Genomic DNA, 20,292 nt, shown 5'->3' on the forward strand with positions numbered 1-20,292 from the left:
AAAGGAAGGGGACAATTTATGTCAATTTAATTAGGGATGGAAAGCTGTTCAAGACACTGGGGAATGTCTTATAAATTAGGGAGGAACAGCTCCGATACGTATACTATAAAAGGTAGATGTGATCCTCGTGTGAAAATGGAGTGAAAGAGAGAGGGAGTTTTAAATAAAAGATAGAGTTAAACAAAAAAATAAGACCATCACATATAGGATGGTCAAAGGAAGGGGACAATTTATGTCAATTTAATTAGGGATGGAAAGCTGTTCAAGACACTGGGGAATGTCTTATAAATTAGGGAGGAACAGCTTCGATACATATACTATAAAAGTTGGATGTGACCTTGGTGTGAACATAGAGTGAAAGAGAGAGGGAGTTTCAAATAAAAGATAGAAAGAATAAAAAAATAAGACCATCACATATAGGATGGTCAAGGGAAGGGGACAATTTATGTCAATTTAATTAGGGATGGAAGCTATTCAAAGACACTGGGGAATGTCTTATAAATTAGGGAGGAACAGCTTCGATACATATACTATAAAAGGTGGATGTGATCCTCTTGTGAACATGGAGTGAAAGATATGGGAATTTGAAAAGGGATAAAATAGTTGTTGTAAGAGTCATAGTATAAGTGGAGATATAATAGAAAATATTCTTTTGTAAAACGATAGGAGTCTGAATATAAATAAAAGTTGAAATCTATGAAAAAAAGGATTATGCTCAACTATATTATAAGAATATAAGGTTTATCCCGCTACTTGTAGGCTCTTAAAGAGTCTTTATTTATGAGGGGATAAAAGCTTCACTTGATAAAGGGAGTTAGTGATATGGAAGTAGCAAAAAAACAAGGGTTGTATAATCGTTTTATACGATTGAATCCACCACAAATTTTAGCATTAGGCTTTTTTTGTTTAATTGTGGCCGGAGGATTGTTATTAAAGTTACCGTTTGCAACGAAAGTACATATTAGTTGGGTAGATGCTTTCTTTACAGCTACGTCGGCAGCGACTGTAACCGGTTTAGGTGTTGTAGATACTGCGAGTACGTTTACGATGTTTGGTGAAATTGTTATTATGTTTTTAATTCAAACGGGTGGTCTCGGTCTTATGACGATAGCCATTTTAATTGTTTGGGTATTAGGGAAAAAAATTGGTTTACGCCACCGATTATTAATTGGAGAAGCATTTAATCAAACAAATATTGGTGGTCTTGTGAAATTAGTAAAACGTGTTTTTATTTTTTCTATTTGTATTGAGCTAATTGGAGTTATCTTTTTATCGATTCGCTTTATTCCAGAGTTTGGTTTTGGAAAAGGTTTATACTATAGTATTTTTCACGTTATTGCGTCATATAATAATGCCGGCTTTGCGCTTTGGCCAGATAATTTAACAAGATATGTAGGAGATCCTATTATTAATATTGGGATTTGTTCTTTAATTGTAATAGGAGGGTTAGGGTTTACGGTATTAATTGATATATGGTATAGCCGTAGTTTCCGAAAATTATCACTGCACTCCAAAATCATGATTGTTGGAACGATAGCACTTAATGTTATTGCGATGATTGTGATTTTTGTATTGGAATATAATAATGTGAAGACTTTGGGGCACTTATCTTTAAATGAAAAATTATGGGCTTCGTTCTTCCAAGGAATTACACCTCGTACAGCTGGTTTTAACACGGTAGATTATGGGGGGATGGAAGAGTCATCGATACTATTTACAATGGTATTAATGTTTATTGGTGCGGGAAGTGTATCGACAGGCGGTGGAATTAAGTTAACGACATTCGTTATTTTAATTACGTCAGTTCTTTCTTTCTTTAGAAAGAAAGAGGATTTTGTTTTGTTTCAGCGTACGATTAAAATGTCGACAGTAACGAGAGCGTTAGCAATTGTCGTTGCTAGTCAAATACTTATTTTTACAGCGGTATTTGTATTAATGCTTACAGAAGACTTCAGTTTTATTCAGTTATTATTTGAGACAATTTCGGCGTTTGGTACAGTAGGGTTAACAATGGGGATTACTGCGAAGCTATCGGCGTTTGGAAAATGTATTATTATGTTTGTTATGTTTTGTGGATTAATCGGACCGTTAACACTTGTGTTCTCTTTGGCACGACCAGCAAAACAAAAAATTAAATATCCATCAGAAGATGTATTTACAGGATAAGGTATCCCGCATAAAGCGAGATACCTTTTTCTTTTTAAAAAAGAGAGAATAATAAACCAATAAGCGCCACTCGGAATAAAATCGCAATGAGTGCAGCGATACCACCCACAATGGCAGCGGTACCGCCAGTTACAGTAGCCCCGCGATTATAAGCGTAAATACCAAGTAGAACAGACACAAGACCAAATAGTGTTGGGAATGTGAATAATGATAATATTGCTAAGGCAAGAGCAATGAAACCAGCAGTCGATCCAGCTGCAGACGATCTTACATCATCGTTATCTTTATCATCATAATCGATACGCTGTGGTGCAACTTCAGCTGCGTATTCTTCTTTATAATCACTATCTATTCGATCTCTTTTTTTATATTCATCAAATTTCTCAGTCAAAGTAAGGACTCCTTTCATAACAAGGTTCAATAGTAGTATGTTTCTCTTTTTCCTTTTTATCCGAGCATGTACAGGGAGTAATATCCAATTGGAAAGTGGAAAATGTTTTTTCAAAATAGGAAAACTTAGTATGACTTCCTCTATTTTGGAAAGTATAAAAAAGAATAATGAGGAAAGGGTGTAGTACATAATGGAACATCCAATTGAAAATTTAATGAAAACAGCAATGACAAATTTAAAAGAGATGGTAGATGTAAATACGATTGTTGGAAGTCCGGTTTCAACAGCTGACGGAAATGTAGTATTAACAGTATCTCAAGTGGCTTTTGGTTTTGGAGCTGGTGGAAGTGACTTTAAAGGTGATTTTATTTCCGAAAAACATAACGGCGGACAAGGGCAGCATAAAGAGAACAAGCAAAGTCATCCATTCGGAGGCGGAAGCGGGGCTGGGGTTTCTATTAGCCCAGTTGCTTTTTTAGTAGTTGGTTCTAACGGTGTGCAAGTGTTGCATCTCAATAGTAGTACACATTTAATTGAAAAAGCGTTAAATACTGTGCCAAGCACTGTGGATAAATTTGTGAATGGTCGCCAAAAGTGAACTTGCATTTTTTAGGAATTATGATATATTAGAAAAAGTGCGCTTTATGACGATCGGAATAATTGAACTGTAAATATATATGATGTGTGGAATAAGGGAGAGGAATTTATGATTAATATCAAAAACTTAGTAGTTGGCTTATGTATGTTAGTAAGCGGTTTTGTTGTATATGTAATAAAAGAAAAAGCTCCATTCTAAAACAGACAAACCGTTAATGTCTGTTTTTAATTTGTAAAAAATGTTGACAAGTTATTGTATTGGTGTTAGAATTTTAATTCGTGTCTCGGTTAAAGCTAGTGTAAAGTAAATAAATCTTATGAATATAATACGAAAAGTTTGCGAAAGATCGGGTAGTCTTACCAACAACTTTTGTGAACAAACCCTATAAATTGTATATGTAAGCTTTATATGTATACTAGTGAATCAAGGAGCGGTCAGTGGAACCGTAATGATGAGAGAGAGGTAGGGCTTTCATCCAGTATATGTTACTTTCCCGTTAGGTGAATATAAAAAAGAGGGCTCCTTTTGAAAAGGAGCCCTCTTTCTATAAATAAATTGAAACTATAATCAGTGGGACCATTCCATTCCCTTTACATGTTAGCTCACAAATAATGTGATAAAAATGATTAAGTGCGGTTTTCAACTTGCTGACAAATTTCATCTGTTGTTAAACCATGTGCTTTAATTACAGATCCTTTTATCGATGTATCTGCAATGCCCATCATATTAGAATCTTGCCCGGTTACAACGCAACAATCACACCCATGTGCATCATTTTCAGAGTTAAGTGAAACGACTTCATGTCCTTGTTGCTGAAGAGCTTGTTGAACATCTGTTAAAGAGTTCTCAACACCAATTCTAGCCATAATTTTCACCTCCTACCATCTAGTTGCTAGTATGCTCAAGTCCATAGCATATATTTATGAAAAAATGGTAGGAAGAGAATATTTGTTTAGTCGTTATATACACCAGTAAGCATTTGACTAACGAATTGATCATTTAATGTATCTTGTGCTGAGCTGTTATTAGACTGAATATCGATTGAAGCTGTGTAGTTGTTATGTTTCCTACTATTTGGTTCTACTTCAACGTAATTATTGAATTTACAAAATCCTTTCGTATCCATTAGATCAAATAGTTGTAGCATTTCTACTACCTCTTGTCTCGTTCCTTTAATTTGTACACACGCCATTGTTATTTCCTCCTTCAATTTGACAAATTGTTTTTTAAAAATAGGATTATGATTACTAAATGAAAAATATGAATGTTATTTTTAGACAGCGTTATTTTTGTTATTTTCCCCCTTTTTCACCAAAAGTCGTTGTATATTCCCGGATTTATAAAATCGGACGTCCGTTTATTGAATACAATAGATTCGTATCAATTGGCGAAAACCCTTCTTTTAAACAAATATTTTTTTAGTAGAATTTGACGAAAAAATTTTTTGACTTTTTGTAAACGTTAACAATGTTATTAAATCAATATAAACAAAGATGTACGTACGATTAAAAATTAAAAATTTTCTAAAAATTCACTTGATTTATTTGAAAAGGAGAGTAGACTAGGAAACAATAAAAAACTCATAGAACATAGGGGGCGCTTTCAAGTGAACGAGCAGTGGATTTTCTTAAATGGAGAATTTGTTCCAAAAGACGAAGCAAAGGTTTCAGTATATGATCATGGCTATTTATATGGCGATGGAGTGTTCGAAGGAATTAGGGTATATAGCGGTAATGTTTTCCGTTTGAGAGAGCATCTTGTCCGGTTATATGAATCAGCGAAATCCATCATGTTAGAAATTCCATATACGTTAGAAGAAGCAACGAAAATCGTTGTTGAAACGATTCGACAAAACAAACTATCTAATGGATATATCCGCCTCGTTGTATCAAGAGGACCTGGGAACTTGGGATTAGACCCCGATTCTTGTACGAAACCAAATGTAGTAGTAATTGCAGAGCAATTATCTTTATTTCCACAAGAATATTATGAAAAAGGGATTCCGATTATAACAGTTGCAACGCGTCGCAATCGCCCGGATGTTTTATCGCCCCAAGTAAAATCTTTAAATTACTTAAATAATATTTTAGTTCGCATTGAGGCGAAATTAGCTGGAGTACAAGAAGCACTTATGTTAAATGACCAAGGATATGTAGCTGAAGGCTCTGGAGATAATGTATTTATTGTGAAGGGAAATAAATTAATTACACCACCAAGTTCTGCTGGAGCGTTAGAAGGTATTACACGAAACGCGATTTTAGAAATCGGCGAAAAACTTGGATATGACGTAAGAGAAGAATTATTTACAAGGCATGATGTATATGTAGCTGATGAAGTGTTTTTAACAGGAACAGCTGCTGAAGTAATTGCTGTTACGACAGTAGATGGAAGAACGATTGGTTTAGGTAGAACAGGGCCACATACGAATCGTTTATTAGAAGAATTCCGTAAATTAGTTGTAGAAGATGGAGAGAAAATTTACGAAGAAAATAAAGTTGGATAATAGCTCTTATGACATGATAAAGCGTTGATAGGGAGGAGTAGTTGACTGTGAAGCCTCACAGAGAGTCGGTGGTTGCTGGAAACCGATGGTTCACGTCGACGAACATCACCCTTGAGTGCTAAGCTGAAACGTTTGTTTAGGCTTAGACGGTAGCTCCGTTATTAGCTAGACTCATATCCCGAGTCACTGAGGCAAGAGTAATCTTGCAAAGAAGGGTGGTACCGCGAAATCTTTCGTCCCTTCAGCACATAGCTGGAGTGTGGACGTAGGATTTTTTTATTTTATAAATGTTTTAAAAAAGGGGGCTTATAAGAAAAATGTCTTCAAAAACGGAAGAGAAACTGGCAACTGGTGCACAGCTATTGTTAGAAGCGCTAGAAAAGGAAGGAGTAGAGGTGATTTTTGGTTATCCAGGTGGTGCGGTTTTACCTCTATATGATGCGCTTTATGATTGTGAAATTCCGCATATTTTAACGAGGCATGAGCAAGGTGCAATTCATGCTGCTGAAGGATATGCAAGAATTACAGGAAATCCAGGAGTGGTAATTGCAACAAGTGGACCGGGTGCTACAAATGTTATTACTGGTCTAGCTGACGCGATGATTGATTCATTGCCACTTGTTGTATTTACAGGGCAAGTAGCAACAACGTTAATCGGGAGTGATGCTTTCCAAGAGGCTGATATTATGGGGCTTACGATGCCGGTGACAAAACATAATTATCAAGTACGAAAAGCATCGGATTTACCCCGAATTATTAAAGAAGCATTTCATATCGCTAGAACAGGAAGACCAGGCCCAGTCGTAATTGACCTTCCGAAAGATATGGTAGTAGAGAAAGGTGAGCGATGTAGTGATGTACAAATGGATTTACCAGGATACCAGCCTAATTACGAACCGAATCTACTACAAATAAACAAATTATTACAAGCGATTGCGACTTCAAAAAAACCGTTAATTTTAGCTGGAGCAGGTGTATTGCATGCGAAAGCATCGAAAGAATTAACAAGTTTTGCTCGCAAATATCATATTCCAGTTGTTCATACATTACTTGGTCTTGGTGGGTTTCCGCCAGATGATGAACTATTTCTAGGGATGGGAGGAATGCACGGTTCATACACCGCAAATATGGCGTTATACGAATGTGACTTACTTATTAATATAGGTGCAAGGTTTGATGATCGTCTTACTGGAAATTTAGCTTATTTTGCTAAAGAGGCGATTGTCGCACATATAGATATTGATCCAGCGGAAATTGGGAAAAATGTGCCGACTGAAATCCCTATTGTTGCGAGTGCAAAGCAAGCATTAGAAGCTCTACTCAACTTTAAAGAAGGGGAAGTACATCACAATGATTGGCTTTCGTTATTGAATAGTAGAAAAGAAAAATACCCTCTTTCTTACAAAGAACATGCAGAGCGTATTAAACCTCAATATGCAATTGATATGCTATACGAAATTACGAAAGGGGAAGCGATTGTAACGACAGATGTTGGGCAACATCAAATGTGGGCAGCTCAATATTATCCGCTGAAAAATCCAGATAAATGGGTAACTTCTGGAGGCTTAGGAACAATGGGCTTCGGATTTCCAGCAGCAATAGGTGCACAAATCGCAAAGCCTGAAGAACTAGTTATTGCAATTGTCGGTGATGCTGGATTTCAAATGACCCTGCAAGAACTTAGTGTGTTAAAAGAGCATTCTTTACCAGTTAAAGTTTTTATTTTAAATAATGAAGCTTTAGGGATGGTAAGACAATGGCAAGAGGAATTTTATAATGGGCGATATTCGCACTCCTTACTTTCATGCCAACCAGATTTTGTTGCGCTTGCCAATGCTTATGGCATAAAAGGTGTTCGTATTGAAGACCCACTTCTTGCAAAGCAACAATTACAGTATGCAATTGAGTTAAGAGAGCCTGTTGTAATTGATTGCCGCGTACTTCAATCCGAAAAGGTAATGCCGATGGTTGCCCCAGGAAAAGGCGTTCATCAAATGGAGGGAGTGGAGAAAAGGTGAAGAGAATTGTAACAGCGACAGTTCGAAATCAAAGCGGTGTGTTAAATCGAATTACAGGTGTTATGACACGTAGACATTTTAATATTGAAAGTATTTCAGTAGGTCATACGGAATCATCGGATATTTCGAGAATGACGATTGTTGTACACGTTGAAAATGAACAGCAAGTTGAGCAGTTAATTAAACAACTTCATAAGCAAATCGATGTACTGAAAGTATCAGATATTACAGAAGAAGCGATGATCGCTAGAGAACTTGCACTTATTAAAGTAGCAACGTCTGTAGCAAGAGCAGAATTATATAGTTTAATTGAACCGTTCCGAGCCGCTGTAATAGACGTTGGGAAGGATTCCATAGTGGTGCAAGTAACAGGTACCCAGGAGAAAGTAGAAGCGTTAATTGAATTACTTCGTCCATATGGTTTGAAAGAAATTGCTAGAACAGGTGTAACAGCATTTACACGTAGTATGAAAAAACAAGATAAACAAGTTATGTTAATTCAATAATTATTTAAAAAATAGGGGGAAATGAAAATGGCGAAAGTTTATTATGAAAAAGACGTAACGGTAAATGTATTAAAGGAAAAGAAAGTAGCAATCATCGGATATGGATCGCAAGGCCATGCGCATGCGCAAAACTTACGTGATAACGGATTTGATGTGGTAGTAGGACTGAGGAAAGGGAAGTCATGGGATAAGGCGAAAGAAGACGGTTTTTCTGTATATACAGTAGCGGAAGCAGCAGAAAAAGCAGATGTAGTAATGATTCTACTACCTGATGAATTACAGCCGGAAGTATATGAAGCTGAAATTGCACCAAACTTACAAGGCGGCAATTCTCTCGTTTTCGCGCATGGATTTAATGTTCACTTTGATCAAGTAAAACCGCCAGTTAATGTAGATGTATTTCTAGTAGCACCGAAAGGTCCAGGACATCTAGTACGTCGTACGTTTGCGGAAGGGGGAGCTGTTCCTGCATTATTTGCAGTATATCAAGATGCAACAGGAGTTGCGACTGAAAAGGCACTTTCATATGCAGATGGAATTGGGGCGACGAGAGCAGGTGTATTAGAAACAACGTTTAAAGAAGAAACAGAAACAGATTTATTTGGAGAGCAAGCTGTACTTTGCGGCGGAGTAACTGCACTAGTAAAAGCTGGGTTTGAAACGTTAGTTGATGCTGGTTATCAACCGGAAGTTGCATATTTTGAATGTTTACATGAACTAAAACTAATCGTTGACCTTATGTATGAAGGCGGACTTGAAAATATGAGATATTCAGTTTCAGATACAGCGCAGTGGGGCGACTTCGTATCAGGACCACGCGTTGTAACGGAAGATACGAAGAGAGCGATGGGTGCAGTGCTAGCAGAAATTCAAGATGGTACATTTGCAAGAGGCTGGATTGCAGAGCATAAAGCAGGAAAACCAAATTTCCATGCGACAAATGAGAAAGAAAATGAACATGAAATCGAAGTAGTTGGACGTAAATTACGTGAAATGATGCCTTTCGTACAGCCCCGAGTAAAGGCAGGGGTCAAATAATATGAAGCAAATTTTGTTCATGGATACGACGCTACGTGATGGCGAACAATCACCAGGAGTTAATTTAAATGAACAAGAGAAATTACAGATTGCGAGGCAACTAGAGAGACTTGGTATTAATGTAATGGAAGCTGGATTCGCAGCAGCTTCTGAAGGTGATTTTCAATCGGTAAAACGTATCGCAAATACCATTCAAAATGCTACGGTTATGAGTTTAGCTAGAGCGAAAGAAAGTGATATTCGAAGAGCCTATGAAGCTGTGAAAGGCGCTGTCTCTCCTCGTTTACACGTATTTTTAGCTACGAGTGACATTCATATGAAATATAAGCTTTGTATGTCAAAAGAAGATGTATTAGATAGCATACATCGCTCGGTTACGCTCGGGAAATCACTATTTCCAACAGTTCAATTTTCAGCAGAAGATGCAACAAGAACATCGAGAGCATTTTTAGCGGAAGCAGTAGAAGTCGCGATTCGCGCAGGAGCGAATGTAATCAATATTCCTGATACAGTTGGATATACGAATCCAGAAGAATATTATTCTCTCTTTAAATACTTACAAGAATCCGTTCCGTCGTATGAAAAAGTAATTTTCTCTTGTCATTGTCACGATGATCTTGGGATGGCAGTAGCGAATTCGTTAGCTGCGGTTGAAGGCGGAGCGTTACAAGTAGAAGGAACGATTAATGGAATTGGAGAAAGAGCGGGGAATGCGGCGCTAGAAGAAGTCGCGGTTGCTCTCCATATTAGAAAAGATTTCTATGAAGCAGAATCCTCTATGACATTAAAAGAAATTAAAGCGACGAGTACGTTAGTAAGTCGGTTAACGGGTATGGTTGTACCGAAAAATAAGGCGATTGTTGGAGCAAATGCTTTTGCTCACGAATCAGGTATTCATCAAGACGGTGTATTAAAAGAAGTAACGACGTATGAAATTATTGAACCATCACTAATTGGAGAGTCACAAAATTTATTTGTATTAGGAAAGCATTCCGGGCGCCATGCGTTTACTGAAAAAATGAAAGAACTTGGTTATGAGTTTACAAAAGAAGAACGAGATGTGGTGTTTGAAGCATTTAAAAACTTGGCTGACCGTAAAAAAGAAATTACAGAAGAAGATTTACGTGCGCTTATGCTTGGTGAAGCAGCATTTGCGGCCCAGCAATATAGCATTACTCAATTGCAAGTACATTTCGTATCAAATAGTACACAGTGTGCAACGGTTGTACTAAAAGATGAGGAAGGAAATATGTACGAAGATGCAGCAACTGGTTCTGGAAGTATTGAAGCGATCTATAATGCAATTCAAAGAATTTTAGGATTAGAATGTGACTTAGCGGATTATCGCATACAATCTATAACGCAAGGTCAAGATGCACTTGCACATGTTCATGTTGAATTAAAAGAAGGAACTCATCAAGTATCAGGTTTTGGTGTTGCGCAAGACGTATTAGAAGCATCGGCGAGAGCGTATGTTCATGCGGCCGGAAAATTAAAATCTTTTATTACTCTTGTGAAATAACTGTTTGATAAGTGAGGGGATCGTCCCTTACTTATCAAAATATATTTCTGGAAATTCAGATAAAAAGGAGTGTTTTAATTGGAAAAACGTATCGTTTGTTTAGCGGGTGATGGTGTTGGTCCGGAAATTATGGAAAGCGCGAAGGAAGTATTGCATATGGTAGAGAGGCTATATGGACATCACTTTCATTTACAAGATGAGTACTTTGGCGGAGCGGCTATCGATTTAAATGGGCAACCATTACCACAGCGAACACTTGCCGCTTGTTTAGCTAGTGATGCGGTTTTACTTGGAGCGGTTGGTGGACCGCGGTGGGATGATGCGAAAGAAAGGCCAGAGAAAGGATTATTAGCTTTAAGAAAAGGACTTGGTGTATTTGCGAACGTTCGTCCTGTAACAGTAGAAAGCGCAACTGCACATTTATCGCCATTAAAAAACGCAGATGAAATTGACTTCGTTGTCGTTCGTGAACTAACAGGCGGTATTTATTTCTCTTATCCGAAAGAAAGAACGGAAGAATCGGCAACTGATACACTTACGTACCATCGTCATGAAATTGAACGTATCGTGTCGTATGCTTTTCAATTAGCGAGTAAGAGAGAGAAAAAAGTAACCTCTATTGATAAAGCGAATGTTTTAGAATCTAGTAAATTGTGGAGAGCTGTTACGGAAGAAGTAGCTCTTCGTTATCCTAATGTTGAATTAGAGCACATTTTAGTAGATGCAGCTGCTATGGAGTTAATTCGAAACCCAAGGAGATTTGACGTTATCGTAACAGAAAATTTATTTGGTGATATTTTGAGCGACGAGGCTTCTGTATTAGCAGGGTCATTAGGAATGCTTCCATCAGCGAGCCATGCGGAAAACGGGCCGTCTTTATATGAGCCTATTCACGGATCAGCGCCAGATATTGCAGGTAAAAATAAAGCGAATCCAATTGCGATGATGCGTTCAGTAGCGATGATGCTTGGGCAATCATTTGGATTAACGAGAGAAGGGTATGCGATTGAAGAGGCAATTTCTGCAGTTCTTCAATCTGGGAAATGTACAGCTGATATTGGGGGAAATGAGACGACAACTTCATTTACGAGGGCAGTTATTCAAGAAATGGAAGAGCAGGCACTAGTAGGGAGAGGAAGATAATGGGGAAAAGGTTACTAGATAAGCTTTGGGAAAGACATGTAGTTGTAACGAATGAAAATGGATTGGATTTATTATATATCGATCTTCATCTCGTTCATGAAGTAACGTCACCGCAAGCCTTTGAAGGCTTGCGGCTTGCAAATCGAACTGTTCGGAGACCGGAATTAACGTTTGCAACGATGGATCATAATATTCCAACGAAAGATGTTTGGAATATTACCGATCGCATTGCGAAGCAGCAATTGGATACACTTCGTGACAATTGTAAACAATTTAAGGTGCGATTAGCTGATATTGGTGATGAAGAGCAAGGAATCGTTCACGTTATAGGACCAGAACTTGGGCTCACACAACCGGGGAAAACGATTGTATGCGGTGATAGCCATACAGCGACCCACGGTGCTTTCGGTGCTTTAGCGTTTGGTATTGGTACGAGTGAAGTAGAACATGTATTAGCAACTCAAACGCTGTGGCAACGAAAACCGAAAGCGATGGGGATTGAATTAAAAGGAAAGTTACCGAAAGGCGTTTATGCAAAGGATATTATTTTGCATCTTCTCTCAAAGTACGGTGTAGCGGTTGGAACGGGGCATGTAATGGAATTCTACGGAGAGACGATTCGGGATATGGGTATGGAAGAGAGAATGACACTTTGCAATATGGCAATTGAAGGGGGGGCGAAAGCTGGCATCATTGCACCAGACGAGAAAACATTTTCTTATGTAAAAGGGCGTGAATATGCACCGAAAGACTATGAAACGTTTACGAGAAAATGGTCGGAGCTTTATACAGATTCAGATGCAATTTATGATTTACATATTTTGGTGGATGTTACGGATTTAGCACCGTATGTCACTTGGGGAACAAATCCTAGTATGGGTGTTCCTATTGATGAAAAATTACCAGAGAAGCATAACGAAAATGATGAAAGAGCATTTTCATATATGGGATTGAGCCCTGGGCAAAGTACGTTTGAAATTCCTGTTAAGCATGTCTTCATTGGTTCTTGTACAAATTCACGTTTATCTGACTTAGAAATTGCTGCATCTGTTGTAAAAGGGAAAAAGGTAAAAGAAGGTGTGCGAGCACTCGTTGTACCAGGATCAAAAAGTGTGAGAGAGCGGGCGATGCAAAAAGGCTTACATCGCATATTTGAAGAAGCGGGATTTGAATGGAGAGAGCCTGGATGTTCAATGTGTCTTGGGATGAATCCAGATCAAGTACCTGAAGGAGAACATTGTGCTTCTACTTCAAATCGTAATTTTGAAGGAAGGCAAGGGAAAGGAGCACGAACACATTTAGTAAGTCCAGCTATGGCTGCAGCAGCTGCGTTATATGGTCATTTTGTTGATATTAGAAAGGAGAGTTACGATGGAACCATTTCATATTCATAAAGGTACTGCCGCAGTACTTATGAATGATAACATTGATACAGATCAAATTATTCCGAAGCAATATTTGAAGAGAATTGAAAGGACGGGATTTGGAAAATATTTATTTGATGAGTGGCGTTACGATAATGAGCGCCATGAAAATCCTAATTTCCCCCTTAATGCACAAGAACGAAAAGGAGCAAGTATATTAATTACAGGTGATAATTTTGGATGTGGTTCTTCAAGAGAACATGCTCCGTGGGCGCTTGCGGATTATGGTTTCCGCGTTATTATCGCCGGAGGATTTGCAGATATTTTTTATATGAATTGTATGAAGAATGGTATGTTACCGATTGTAATGGATAAAGAGATGCGTGAACAACTTGCCAAAACGAATGCGAGAGATCAAATGGAAGTTGATTTAGAGAATGAAGTAATTATTACGAATACGCACAGGTTTCATTTTACAATCGAGAAAATGTGGAAAGAAAAATTATTAAATGGTCTAGATGAAATCAGCATTACAATGCAATATGAACAAGAAATTGAAGAGTATGAAAGAAAAGTAGCTTCACATTAACTAAAAGTAGAATATTCGAAATGTATTTACATTCAGAATTAACTGTTATATAATATGTAAAAAATCAGAGGAGAAAGGGAGTAAGTATTATGAATATCGTGCAATCTATTAAAATGCTTACAAAACTACATCATCATACATGAAACCCTTGAACCTAACGTGAAAACGTGTAGGCACAAGGGTTATTCCCGTTGTACCTACACTCTACTAAAGAGCCTTGTAGGTATTTTGTCTACAAGGCTCTTTTTATTTTCTGTTTGTGTGGATGGAATGGGCATAAATTAAAGAGGGAAGGGTGTGTGAATTCAGATGACAAAGTGGAAACGGGCAAATCCGAATGGAACGAGAGATTACTTATTCGAAGAATGTACGTTAATTGAAGAAGTGGAACAAAAATTAAGACGGACCTTTTTAGAGAGAGGTTATGAAGAAATAAGGACACCTACAATTGAATTTTATGATGTTTTTGCATTTCAAAACAGGCCGATAGATGAAGAAAAGATGTATAAATTTTTCGATGAAAAAGGACGGATTATCGTTTTACGCCCAGATATGACAATTCCTTTAGCAAGAGTAATTGGAACACAGAGAGGAGATATTCCTCTTAAAGTAACTTATAGCGGGAATGTATTTCGGGCGAATGAGTCCCTTACTGGGAAATATAATGAAATAGTGCAAAGTGGTATTGAAATTATCGGGATTGAAAATGTAAGGGCTGAAATTGAATGTGTGATAAGCGTAATTCAAGCACTTCAAAAATTAAAGGTGCAATCTTTCACAATTGAGATTGGGCAAGTGCAGTTATATAAATGTATCGTAAAAAAGCTCCCCATTAATGATGAAGAAGAGAAGTTACTTAGAACGTATATTGAAAGTAAAAATTATGCCGCACTCTCACACTTTATAGAAGAAAAGAAATTAAATCGGTGTGATGAAACAGTAAGGTTACTTGAGAAACTACCAAGGTTATTCGGGAGTTTAGATGTTGTTGAGGAAGCAGAAAAACTCGCCTCAAGTAATGAAATGAAAATGGCCATTGCGAGAGTGAAAGAAATATATGAAACAATTGAACAGTTAGGATATGGCTCTTACATATCAATTGATTTAGGTATGGTTCAACATTTGGATTATTATACGGGTGTTATTTTCAAAGGGTATATATATGAAATTGGAGAAGAGATTGTTAGTGGCGGAAGATATGATGAGTTAATTGGAAATTTTGGAGAGATGATGCCAGCGGTTGGGCTCGCGGTGCAAGTAAATCAAATAGTTAAGGCACTTCAAGAGCAGCAAGAACCATATAAACGAAAGAGAATAGATATTATGATTCATTATGAGTTAAATAGATTAGCAGAAGCGGAAAGGTTACGAAATTTACTTCAAAAGGACGGGAAGAATGCCCAGTTATCTTTATTCTCTAATTTAAACGATACTTTTCAATTTGCAAACAAGAATAAAATAATGACAGTCGTTGAGGCGAAGAGTGAGTCACTAGTGGAATATGTATGGAGAGAGAAATGGATCATCCAGAAAGAAGGGGAGGCTTCATGCGTAACATTCAAATTGCGTTAACGAAAGGAAGATTAGAAAAGCATGTTATTCCACTGTTTGAAAAAATTGGAATTGATTGTTCAGAGCTCAAAGATAAAGGAAGAAAACTTGTGTTTAAAAGTAAAAACACAAACATTTCATTTATTTTAGTGAAAGCGGTAGATGTTGCTACTTATGTAGAACATGGCGTAGCTGATATTGGAGTCGTTGGAAAAGATATATTAATGGAATTTGAGAAAGATATATATGAGATGGTCGATTTAGGAGTGGGCGTGTGTAAATTTTGTGTCGCTTCTATTCCTACGTATAATCCCAAGAGCTATCGAAAAAAACGAATTGCTACGAAATATCCGCACATTACTTCTACATATTTTCATGATAAAGGGGAGGATGTAGAAATTATTAAAATAGAAGGATCTGTAGAGATTGCTCCACTTCTAGGTTTGGCAGATGCCATTGTTGATATTGTTGAAACAGGAAAAACATTACAAGAAAACGGGTTAATTGTATTTGAGGAAATGTGCTCTATATCAGCTCGAATGATTGTGAATAAGGCTGCATTGAAAACTAAAAAAGACGAAATATTCTGTATTATAAATATGATGGAACAAGAAATTTTGTCAGGGAAATAGGGGGACTTTAAATGGAGATAGTTTTTGAAGATTTCCAAGAGGCTTTATCGAAAATAAAATCGCTACGAGAAAGCGCTAATATAATAGAAGAAACTGTTCAAAGAAGTGTAAGTGAAATTGTTCAAAACGTAAGGAAGAGTAAAGATGAGGCTTTATCGTTCTATACAAAAAAGTTTGATGGTGTAGAGACAAAAGATTTTCGTGTAAGTGAGGAAGAAATAAAACAAGCAAGTAAGTTTGTAGAACAAGCTTTTTTAGAAGCGTTAAAAGAGGCGAAGAAAAATATTATCTCGTATCACGAAAAGCAAAAAAGACAATCTATGTTTGATTGCGTGAGTGAAGGGGTAATTAGAGGGCAGCTTATTCGTCCGTTAGAAAATGTAGGTGTATATGTGCCGGGCGGGACTGCTTCGTATCCTTCATCAGTATTAATGAATGTATTGCCAGCAAAACTCGCAGGAGTGAAAAAAATTGTAATGGTAACACCGCCGAAGCAAGGAGGAATTGATCCGCATATTTTAGCTGCTGCAAGTCTTGCAGGTGTAGATGAAATATATATGGCCGGTGGTGCTCAAGTAATTGCTGCTCTAGCATATGGAACGGAATCGATTCCTAAAGTAGATAAAATAGTTGGGCCAGGGAATTTATATGTCGCGCTAGCGAAGAGAGAAGTATATGGGATAGTCAATATCGATATGATTGCTGGACCATCAGAAATTGTAGTTATCGCAGATGAAACAGGAAATGCCGAATATATTGCTGCTGATTTATTATCACAGGCAGAACATGACGAGAGGGCAACAGCTATTTGTATTACAACAAATATAAAGCTTGCTAAAGAAGTAGAAAGAGAAATAGAAAGGCAGCTAGAGACGTTGCCTAGAAGTGAAATCGCTCGTGAATCCATAAAAAGAAATGGAGCAATTTTTATTGTCCCTTCTTTAGAAGAGGCGTTTCATTTATCAAATGAAATCGCTCCAGAACATTTAGAGTTACACATAAAAGAGCCAATGAATGCTCTAGCTTATGTAAAGCATGCTGGATCAATTTTTCTTGGTCCATATGCACCTGAACCGCTCGGAGATTATTTGGCGGGGCCGAATCACGTATTACCGACAAGTGGAACGGCAAGATTTTTTTCTCCGTTATCCGTCGATGATTTCGTAAAAAAATCAAGCTTCGTTTCGTATACGGAAGAAGCGTTAAGAAGTGTACAGCATCATATTGTAGAACTTGCAAATAAAGAAGGTTTACATGCACACGCAAGAGCAATCCAAATTAGGTTTAAGGAGGAAGAATAATGCGCGAGTCTAGTCAAGTACGTGAGACGATGGAAACAAAAATTAAATTAAGTTTGCAACTTGATGAAAGTACGAATGTTTCTGTGCAAACAGGAGTTGGATTTTTTGATCATATGCTAACTTTATTTGCTAGACACGGAAGATTTGGTTTGCAAATTGAAGCTGAAGGTGATGTATTCGTTGATGCTCATCATACGGTTGAAGATGTTGGAATTGTACTCGGAACTTGCTTGAAAGAATCATTGCAAAATAAAGAAGGGATTAACCGTTACGGCTCAGCGTATGTACCGATGGATGAATCTTTAGGATTTGTCGCGATTGATATAAGCGGGCGCTCATATATTGTATTTCAAGGTGAATTAACAAATCCGAAGCTAGGGGATTTTGACACAGAATTAACGGAAGAATTTTTTAGAGCAGTTGCTCATGCTGCAAATATTACGTTACATGCTCGCGTTTTATACGGAAGCAATACACATCACAAAATTGAAGCTTTATTTAAAGCGTTCGGTCGAGCGCTTAGAGAGGCAGTCGATAAAAATGCCAATATTAATGGTGTAAATTCAACGAAAGGGATGTTGTAATTGATTGCAATTATAGATTATGGAATGGGAAATATTCGTAGTGTGGAACAAGCATTAAAATATATTGGAACAGAGTACATCATAACGGATGATAAAAAAGAAATATTGAGAAGTGATGGAGTTATTTTACCAGGAGTAGGCACATTTCCGAAAGCGATGGGCGTTTTAGAAGAAAAAGATTTAGTATGTGTGCTAAAAGAAGTTGGGAGCTTAGGAAAACCGCTTCTGGGTATTTGCTTAGGAATGCAGCTTTTATTTGAAAAAAGTGAGGAACTACAAAATTGTAACGGATTAAATTTATTGCCAGGTGTTATTCGAAAGTTAAAAGTTCCTTATAAAATTCCACATATGGGGTGGAATGAATTAAAAAAAGAAGGAGAAATATCGCTTTGGAATGGAGTAGAGGACGGTTCTTTCGTATATTATGTCCACTCTTATTATGCAGATTGTCCGAATGAAATTGTGTATGGGGCAAGTGAATATGGAGTGAAAGTACCTGGTTTTGTAGCAAAAGGAAATATATTTGGCGCACAGTTTCATCCTGAAAAAAGTGGGGAAATTGGGATGCGAATGTTAAAAAATTTCAAAGGGGTGGTAGAAGCATGGAAATCTTCCCAGCTATCGATTTAAAAGAAGGACGATGCGTCAGGCTTTATCAAGGAGAGTTTAGTAAAGAAACGGTGATGAATGAAGATCCAGTCGCACAAGCAATCATATTTGAAAAACTTGGAGCGAAAATACTACACGTTGTTGATTTAGATGGAGCAATTGTTGGGGAGTCAGTAAATTTACCTGTCATTGAAAAAATATGCAAGGCGGTACGTATTCCGGTGCAAATTGGAGGAGGAGTTCGGTCACTCGCGGCAGTGGAGAAGTTGTTGTCAGTAGGTGTAGAAAAAGTGATATTAGGAACGGCTGCCCTTTACGATAAATCATTTTTAGAAGAAGCGGTTCGTTTATATAAGGAGCAAATCATAGTTGGAATTGATGCGAAAAATGGTTTCGTAGCAACGAGGGGCTGGTTAGATGTGTCTGAAATTTCGTACATCGATTTAGCGAAGCAAATGGAAAGTGTAGGTGTTCAAACGATTGTGTTTACGGACATTTCAAAAGATGGGACACTTGCAGGACCAAATTTTGAGCAATTAGAGTTACTGCAAAAAAGCGTGGGTATTCGTGTGATTGCATCTGGAGGTGTCGCATCTATTCAACAGGTGAAAAGATTAAATGATATGAACATATATGGCGTCATTATTGGGAAGGCACTTTACGAGAAAACGATTGATTTAGAAAAAGTGTTACAGGTAACAAAACTATGTTAGCAAAACGAATTATTCCATGTCTAGATGTGAAAGAAGGGCGGGTAGTAAAGGGTGTGAATTTTATAGGGTTACAAGACGTCGGTGATCCTGTTGAAATAGCCGCATTATATAATGATGCGGGAGCAGATGAAATCGTATTTTTAGACATTACTGCGACGCATGAAGGGCGAAAAACGATTATAGATGTTGTAGAAAAAACTGCTTCAAAAGTATTCATACCTCTCACAGTTGGCGGGGGGATTTCAAGTGTTAAAGATATGTACAATTTACTAAGAGCTGGAGCAGATAAAGTTTCAATAAACTCAGCGGCAGTGAGAAATCCGAAGTTAATCCAGGAAGGTGCGGAACATTTTGGCTCACAATGTATTGTCGTAGCAATTGATGCTAGAAAAGTAGAGGAAGATAAATGGAATGTATACGTGAACGGCGGAAGAGTCGATACAGGGATGGATGCAATCGAATGGGCGAGACGCGTTGCCCAGCTCGGGGCAGGAGAAATTTTGTTGACGAGTATGGATGCAGATGGAACGAAAAACGGATATGATCTTCGTTTAACAGGAGCAATTTCAAACAGCGTTTCTGTTCCAGTAATCGCATCAGGTGGATGTGGTCATGTGGATCACATTATAGAAGTATTTCAAAAGACAACAGTTGATGCAGCATTAGCGGCATCAATCTTTCATTATGGTGAAGCGACTGTACAAGATGTAAAGAGAAAATTAAGAGAAGCAAACGTTGAGGTGCGGTTATGAAACCTAATTTTGCAAAAGGATTGATACCAGCTGTTGTTATCGAGGAAGATACGAAAGAAGTTTTAATGTTAGCTTATATGAATGAAGAAGCGTATGACAAGACGCTGGAAACGAAAAGAACATGGTTTTATTCCCGTTCGAGACAATCGTTATGGAATAAAGGAGGTACATCGGGAAATGTCCAATATGTGCAATCACTTTATTTAGACTGTGATCAAGATGCAATCGTTGTTGTCGTAAAGCAAGTAGGGCCTGCTTGCCATACGGGAGAAAAAACGTGTTTTCACTACAAAATTATATAGGGGGATACAT

22 protein-coding genes and 1 other annotated feature are annotated in these 20,292 nt (G+C 37.6%); of the genes, 19 read left to right on the top strand and 3 right to left on the bottom strand.

Annotation, left to right across the window (positions count from 1 at the left end):
• Positions 1-822 precede the first annotated feature (822 nt).
• Positions 823-2,166 (top strand): TrkH family potassium uptake protein, encoded by a 1,344-nt coding sequence (locus tag MR155_RS06710; RefSeq protein ID WP_242308950.1) that lies wholly within the window; start codon positions 823-825, stop codon positions 2,164-2,166.
• A 34-nt stretch (positions 2,167-2,200) separates the two neighbouring features.
• Here MR155_RS06710 and MR155_RS06715 read toward each other — a convergent pair whose 3' ends face one another.
• On the bottom strand, positions 2,201-2,575 hold the full coding sequence (locus tag MR155_RS06715) for a hypothetical protein (protein WP_002011728.1): 375 nt from the start codon (positions 2,573-2,575) through the stop codon (positions 2,201-2,203).
• Positions 2,576-2,747: 172 nt separating this feature from the next.
• Between MR155_RS06715 and ytfJ the strand changes: the two genes are divergently transcribed.
• Both ytfJ and MR155_RS06725 read left to right on the top strand, forming a co-directional pair.
• A complete protein-coding gene (gene ytfJ, locus MR155_RS06720; RefSeq protein ID WP_002030645.1) occupies positions 2,748-3,155 on the top strand; it encodes a GerW family sporulation protein in 408 nt (135 codons plus the stop codon).
• 108 nt (positions 3,156-3,263) lie between these two features.
• Entirely contained in the window at positions 3,264-3,353 is a 90-nt protein-coding gene (locus MR155_RS06725) for a hypothetical protein (RefSeq protein ID WP_000608225.1), read from the top strand.
• Positions 3,354-3,781: 428 nt separating this feature from the next.
• Here MR155_RS06725 and MR155_RS06730 read toward each other — a convergent pair whose 3' ends face one another.
• Entirely contained in the window at positions 3,782-4,021 is a 240-nt protein-coding gene (locus MR155_RS06730) for a YkuS family protein (protein WP_002011725.1), read from the bottom strand.
• Positions 4,022-4,107: 86 nt separating this feature from the next.
• Positions 4,108-4,347, bottom strand: a complete 240-nt coding sequence (locus tag MR155_RS06735; RefSeq protein WP_002140966.1) for a DUF3911 family protein — start codon at positions 4,345-4,347, stop codon at positions 4,108-4,110.
• Positions 4,348-4,761: 414 nt separating this feature from the next.
• On the opposite strand from MR155_RS06735, the gene ilvE reads away from it, so the two are divergent.
• The 16 genes from ilvE (at position 4,762) to hisI (ending at position 20,282) form a co-directional block, all read left to right on the top strand.
• Entirely contained in the window at positions 4,762-5,658 is an 897-nt protein-coding gene (ilvE, locus tag MR155_RS06740; protein ID WP_002011723.1) for a branched-chain-amino-acid transaminase, read from the top strand.
• 15 nt (positions 5,659-5,673) lie between these two features.
• Positions 5,674-5,902 (top strand) — a binding site (T-box leader).
• Positions 5,903-5,975: 73 nt separating this feature from the next.
• Complete coding sequence (ilvB, locus tag MR155_RS06745; RefSeq protein ID WP_002140967.1) at positions 5,976-7,676, top strand: acetolactate synthase large subunit; 1,701 nt, start codon at positions 5,976-5,978, stop codon at positions 7,674-7,676.
• The gene (gene ilvN / locus MR155_RS06750; protein WP_000822948.1) at positions 7,673-8,182 is read left to right on the top strand and encodes an acetolactate synthase small subunit; all 510 of its coding nucleotides are present in this window, start codon (positions 7,673-7,675) and stop codon (positions 8,180-8,182) included. Before ilvB ends, ilvN begins: the two co-directional genes overlap by 4 nt.
• 27 nt (positions 8,183-8,209) lie before the next feature.
• Positions 8,210-9,220, top strand: coding sequence for a ketol-acid reductoisomerase (gene ilvC, locus MR155_RS06755; RefSeq protein WP_242308959.1), 1,011 nt, complete (start codon positions 8,210-8,212; stop codon positions 9,218-9,220).
• Between the two features lies 1 nt (position 9,221).
• Positions 9,222-10,742 carry a 2-isopropylmalate synthase gene (leuA, locus tag MR155_RS06760; RefSeq protein ID WP_242308961.1) on the top strand — a complete coding sequence of 507 codons (1,521 nt, stop codon included), beginning with the start codon at positions 9,222-9,224 and terminating at the stop codon, positions 10,740-10,742.
• 78 nt (positions 10,743-10,820) lie between these two features.
• Positions 10,821-11,885: a 3-isopropylmalate dehydrogenase gene (leuB, locus tag MR155_RS06765; protein ID WP_002011718.1), complete on the top strand. Its 1,065-nt coding sequence runs from the start codon at positions 10,821-10,823 to the stop codon at positions 11,883-11,885.
• Entirely contained in the window at positions 11,885-13,279 is a 1,395-nt protein-coding gene (leuC, locus tag MR155_RS06770; protein WP_088039032.1) for a 3-isopropylmalate dehydratase large subunit, read from the top strand. Before leuB ends, leuC begins: the two co-directional genes overlap by 1 nt.
• Positions 13,257-13,838, top strand: a complete 582-nt coding sequence (leuD, locus tag MR155_RS06775) for a 3-isopropylmalate dehydratase small subunit (RefSeq protein ID WP_002126281.1) — start codon at positions 13,257-13,259, stop codon at positions 13,836-13,838. Before leuC ends, leuD begins: the two co-directional genes overlap by 23 nt.
• A gap of 309 nt (positions 13,839-14,147) precedes the next feature.
• On the top strand, positions 14,148-15,410 hold the full coding sequence (locus tag MR155_RS06780) for an ATP phosphoribosyltransferase regulatory subunit (RefSeq protein WP_002140970.1): 1,263 nt from the start codon (positions 14,148-14,150) through the stop codon (positions 15,408-15,410).
• Positions 15,386-16,021 carry an ATP phosphoribosyltransferase gene (gene hisG, locus MR155_RS06785; RefSeq protein ID WP_033708301.1) on the top strand — a complete coding sequence of 212 codons (636 nt, stop codon included), beginning with the start codon at positions 15,386-15,388 and terminating at the stop codon, positions 16,019-16,021. Before MR155_RS06780 ends, hisG begins: the two co-directional genes overlap by 25 nt.
• 11 nt (positions 16,022-16,032) lie before the next feature.
• Entirely contained in the window at positions 16,033-17,322 is a 1,290-nt protein-coding gene (gene hisD, locus MR155_RS06790) for a histidinol dehydrogenase (protein WP_061675104.1), read from the top strand.
• Positions 17,322-17,906 (top strand): imidazoleglycerol-phosphate dehydratase HisB, encoded by a 585-nt coding sequence (gene hisB / locus MR155_RS06795; RefSeq protein WP_242308962.1) that lies wholly within the window; start codon positions 17,322-17,324, stop codon positions 17,904-17,906. The genes hisD and hisB overlap by 1 nt, the downstream gene beginning before the upstream one ends.
• On the top strand, positions 17,907-18,536 hold the full coding sequence (gene hisH, locus MR155_RS06800; RefSeq protein ID WP_002011707.1) for an imidazole glycerol phosphate synthase subunit HisH: 630 nt from the start codon (positions 17,907-17,909) through the stop codon (positions 18,534-18,536).
• Positions 18,509-19,228, top strand: a complete 720-nt coding sequence (gene hisA, locus MR155_RS06805; protein WP_002140972.1) for a 1-(5-phosphoribosyl)-5-[(5-phosphoribosylamino)methylideneamino]imidazole-4-carboxamide isomerase — start codon at positions 18,509-18,511, stop codon at positions 19,226-19,228. The genes hisH and hisA overlap by 28 nt, the downstream gene beginning before the upstream one ends.
• On the top strand, positions 19,222-19,980 hold the full coding sequence (gene hisF, locus MR155_RS06810; RefSeq protein WP_242308964.1) for an imidazole glycerol phosphate synthase subunit HisF: 759 nt from the start codon (positions 19,222-19,224) through the stop codon (positions 19,978-19,980). Before hisA ends, hisF begins: the two co-directional genes overlap by 7 nt.
• Positions 19,977-20,282: a phosphoribosyl-AMP cyclohydrolase gene (hisI, locus tag MR155_RS06815; RefSeq protein ID WP_002086731.1), complete on the top strand. Its 306-nt coding sequence runs from the start codon at positions 19,977-19,979 to the stop codon at positions 20,280-20,282. The genes hisF and hisI overlap by 4 nt, the downstream gene beginning before the upstream one ends.
• Positions 20,283-20,292 lie beyond the last annotated feature (10 nt).

This window comes from Bacillus cereus group sp. BfR-BA-01331 (genome assembly GCF_022663915.1).
Classification (GTDB): Bacteria; Bacillota; Bacilli; order Bacillales; family Bacillaceae_G; genus Bacillus_A; species Bacillus_A mycoides.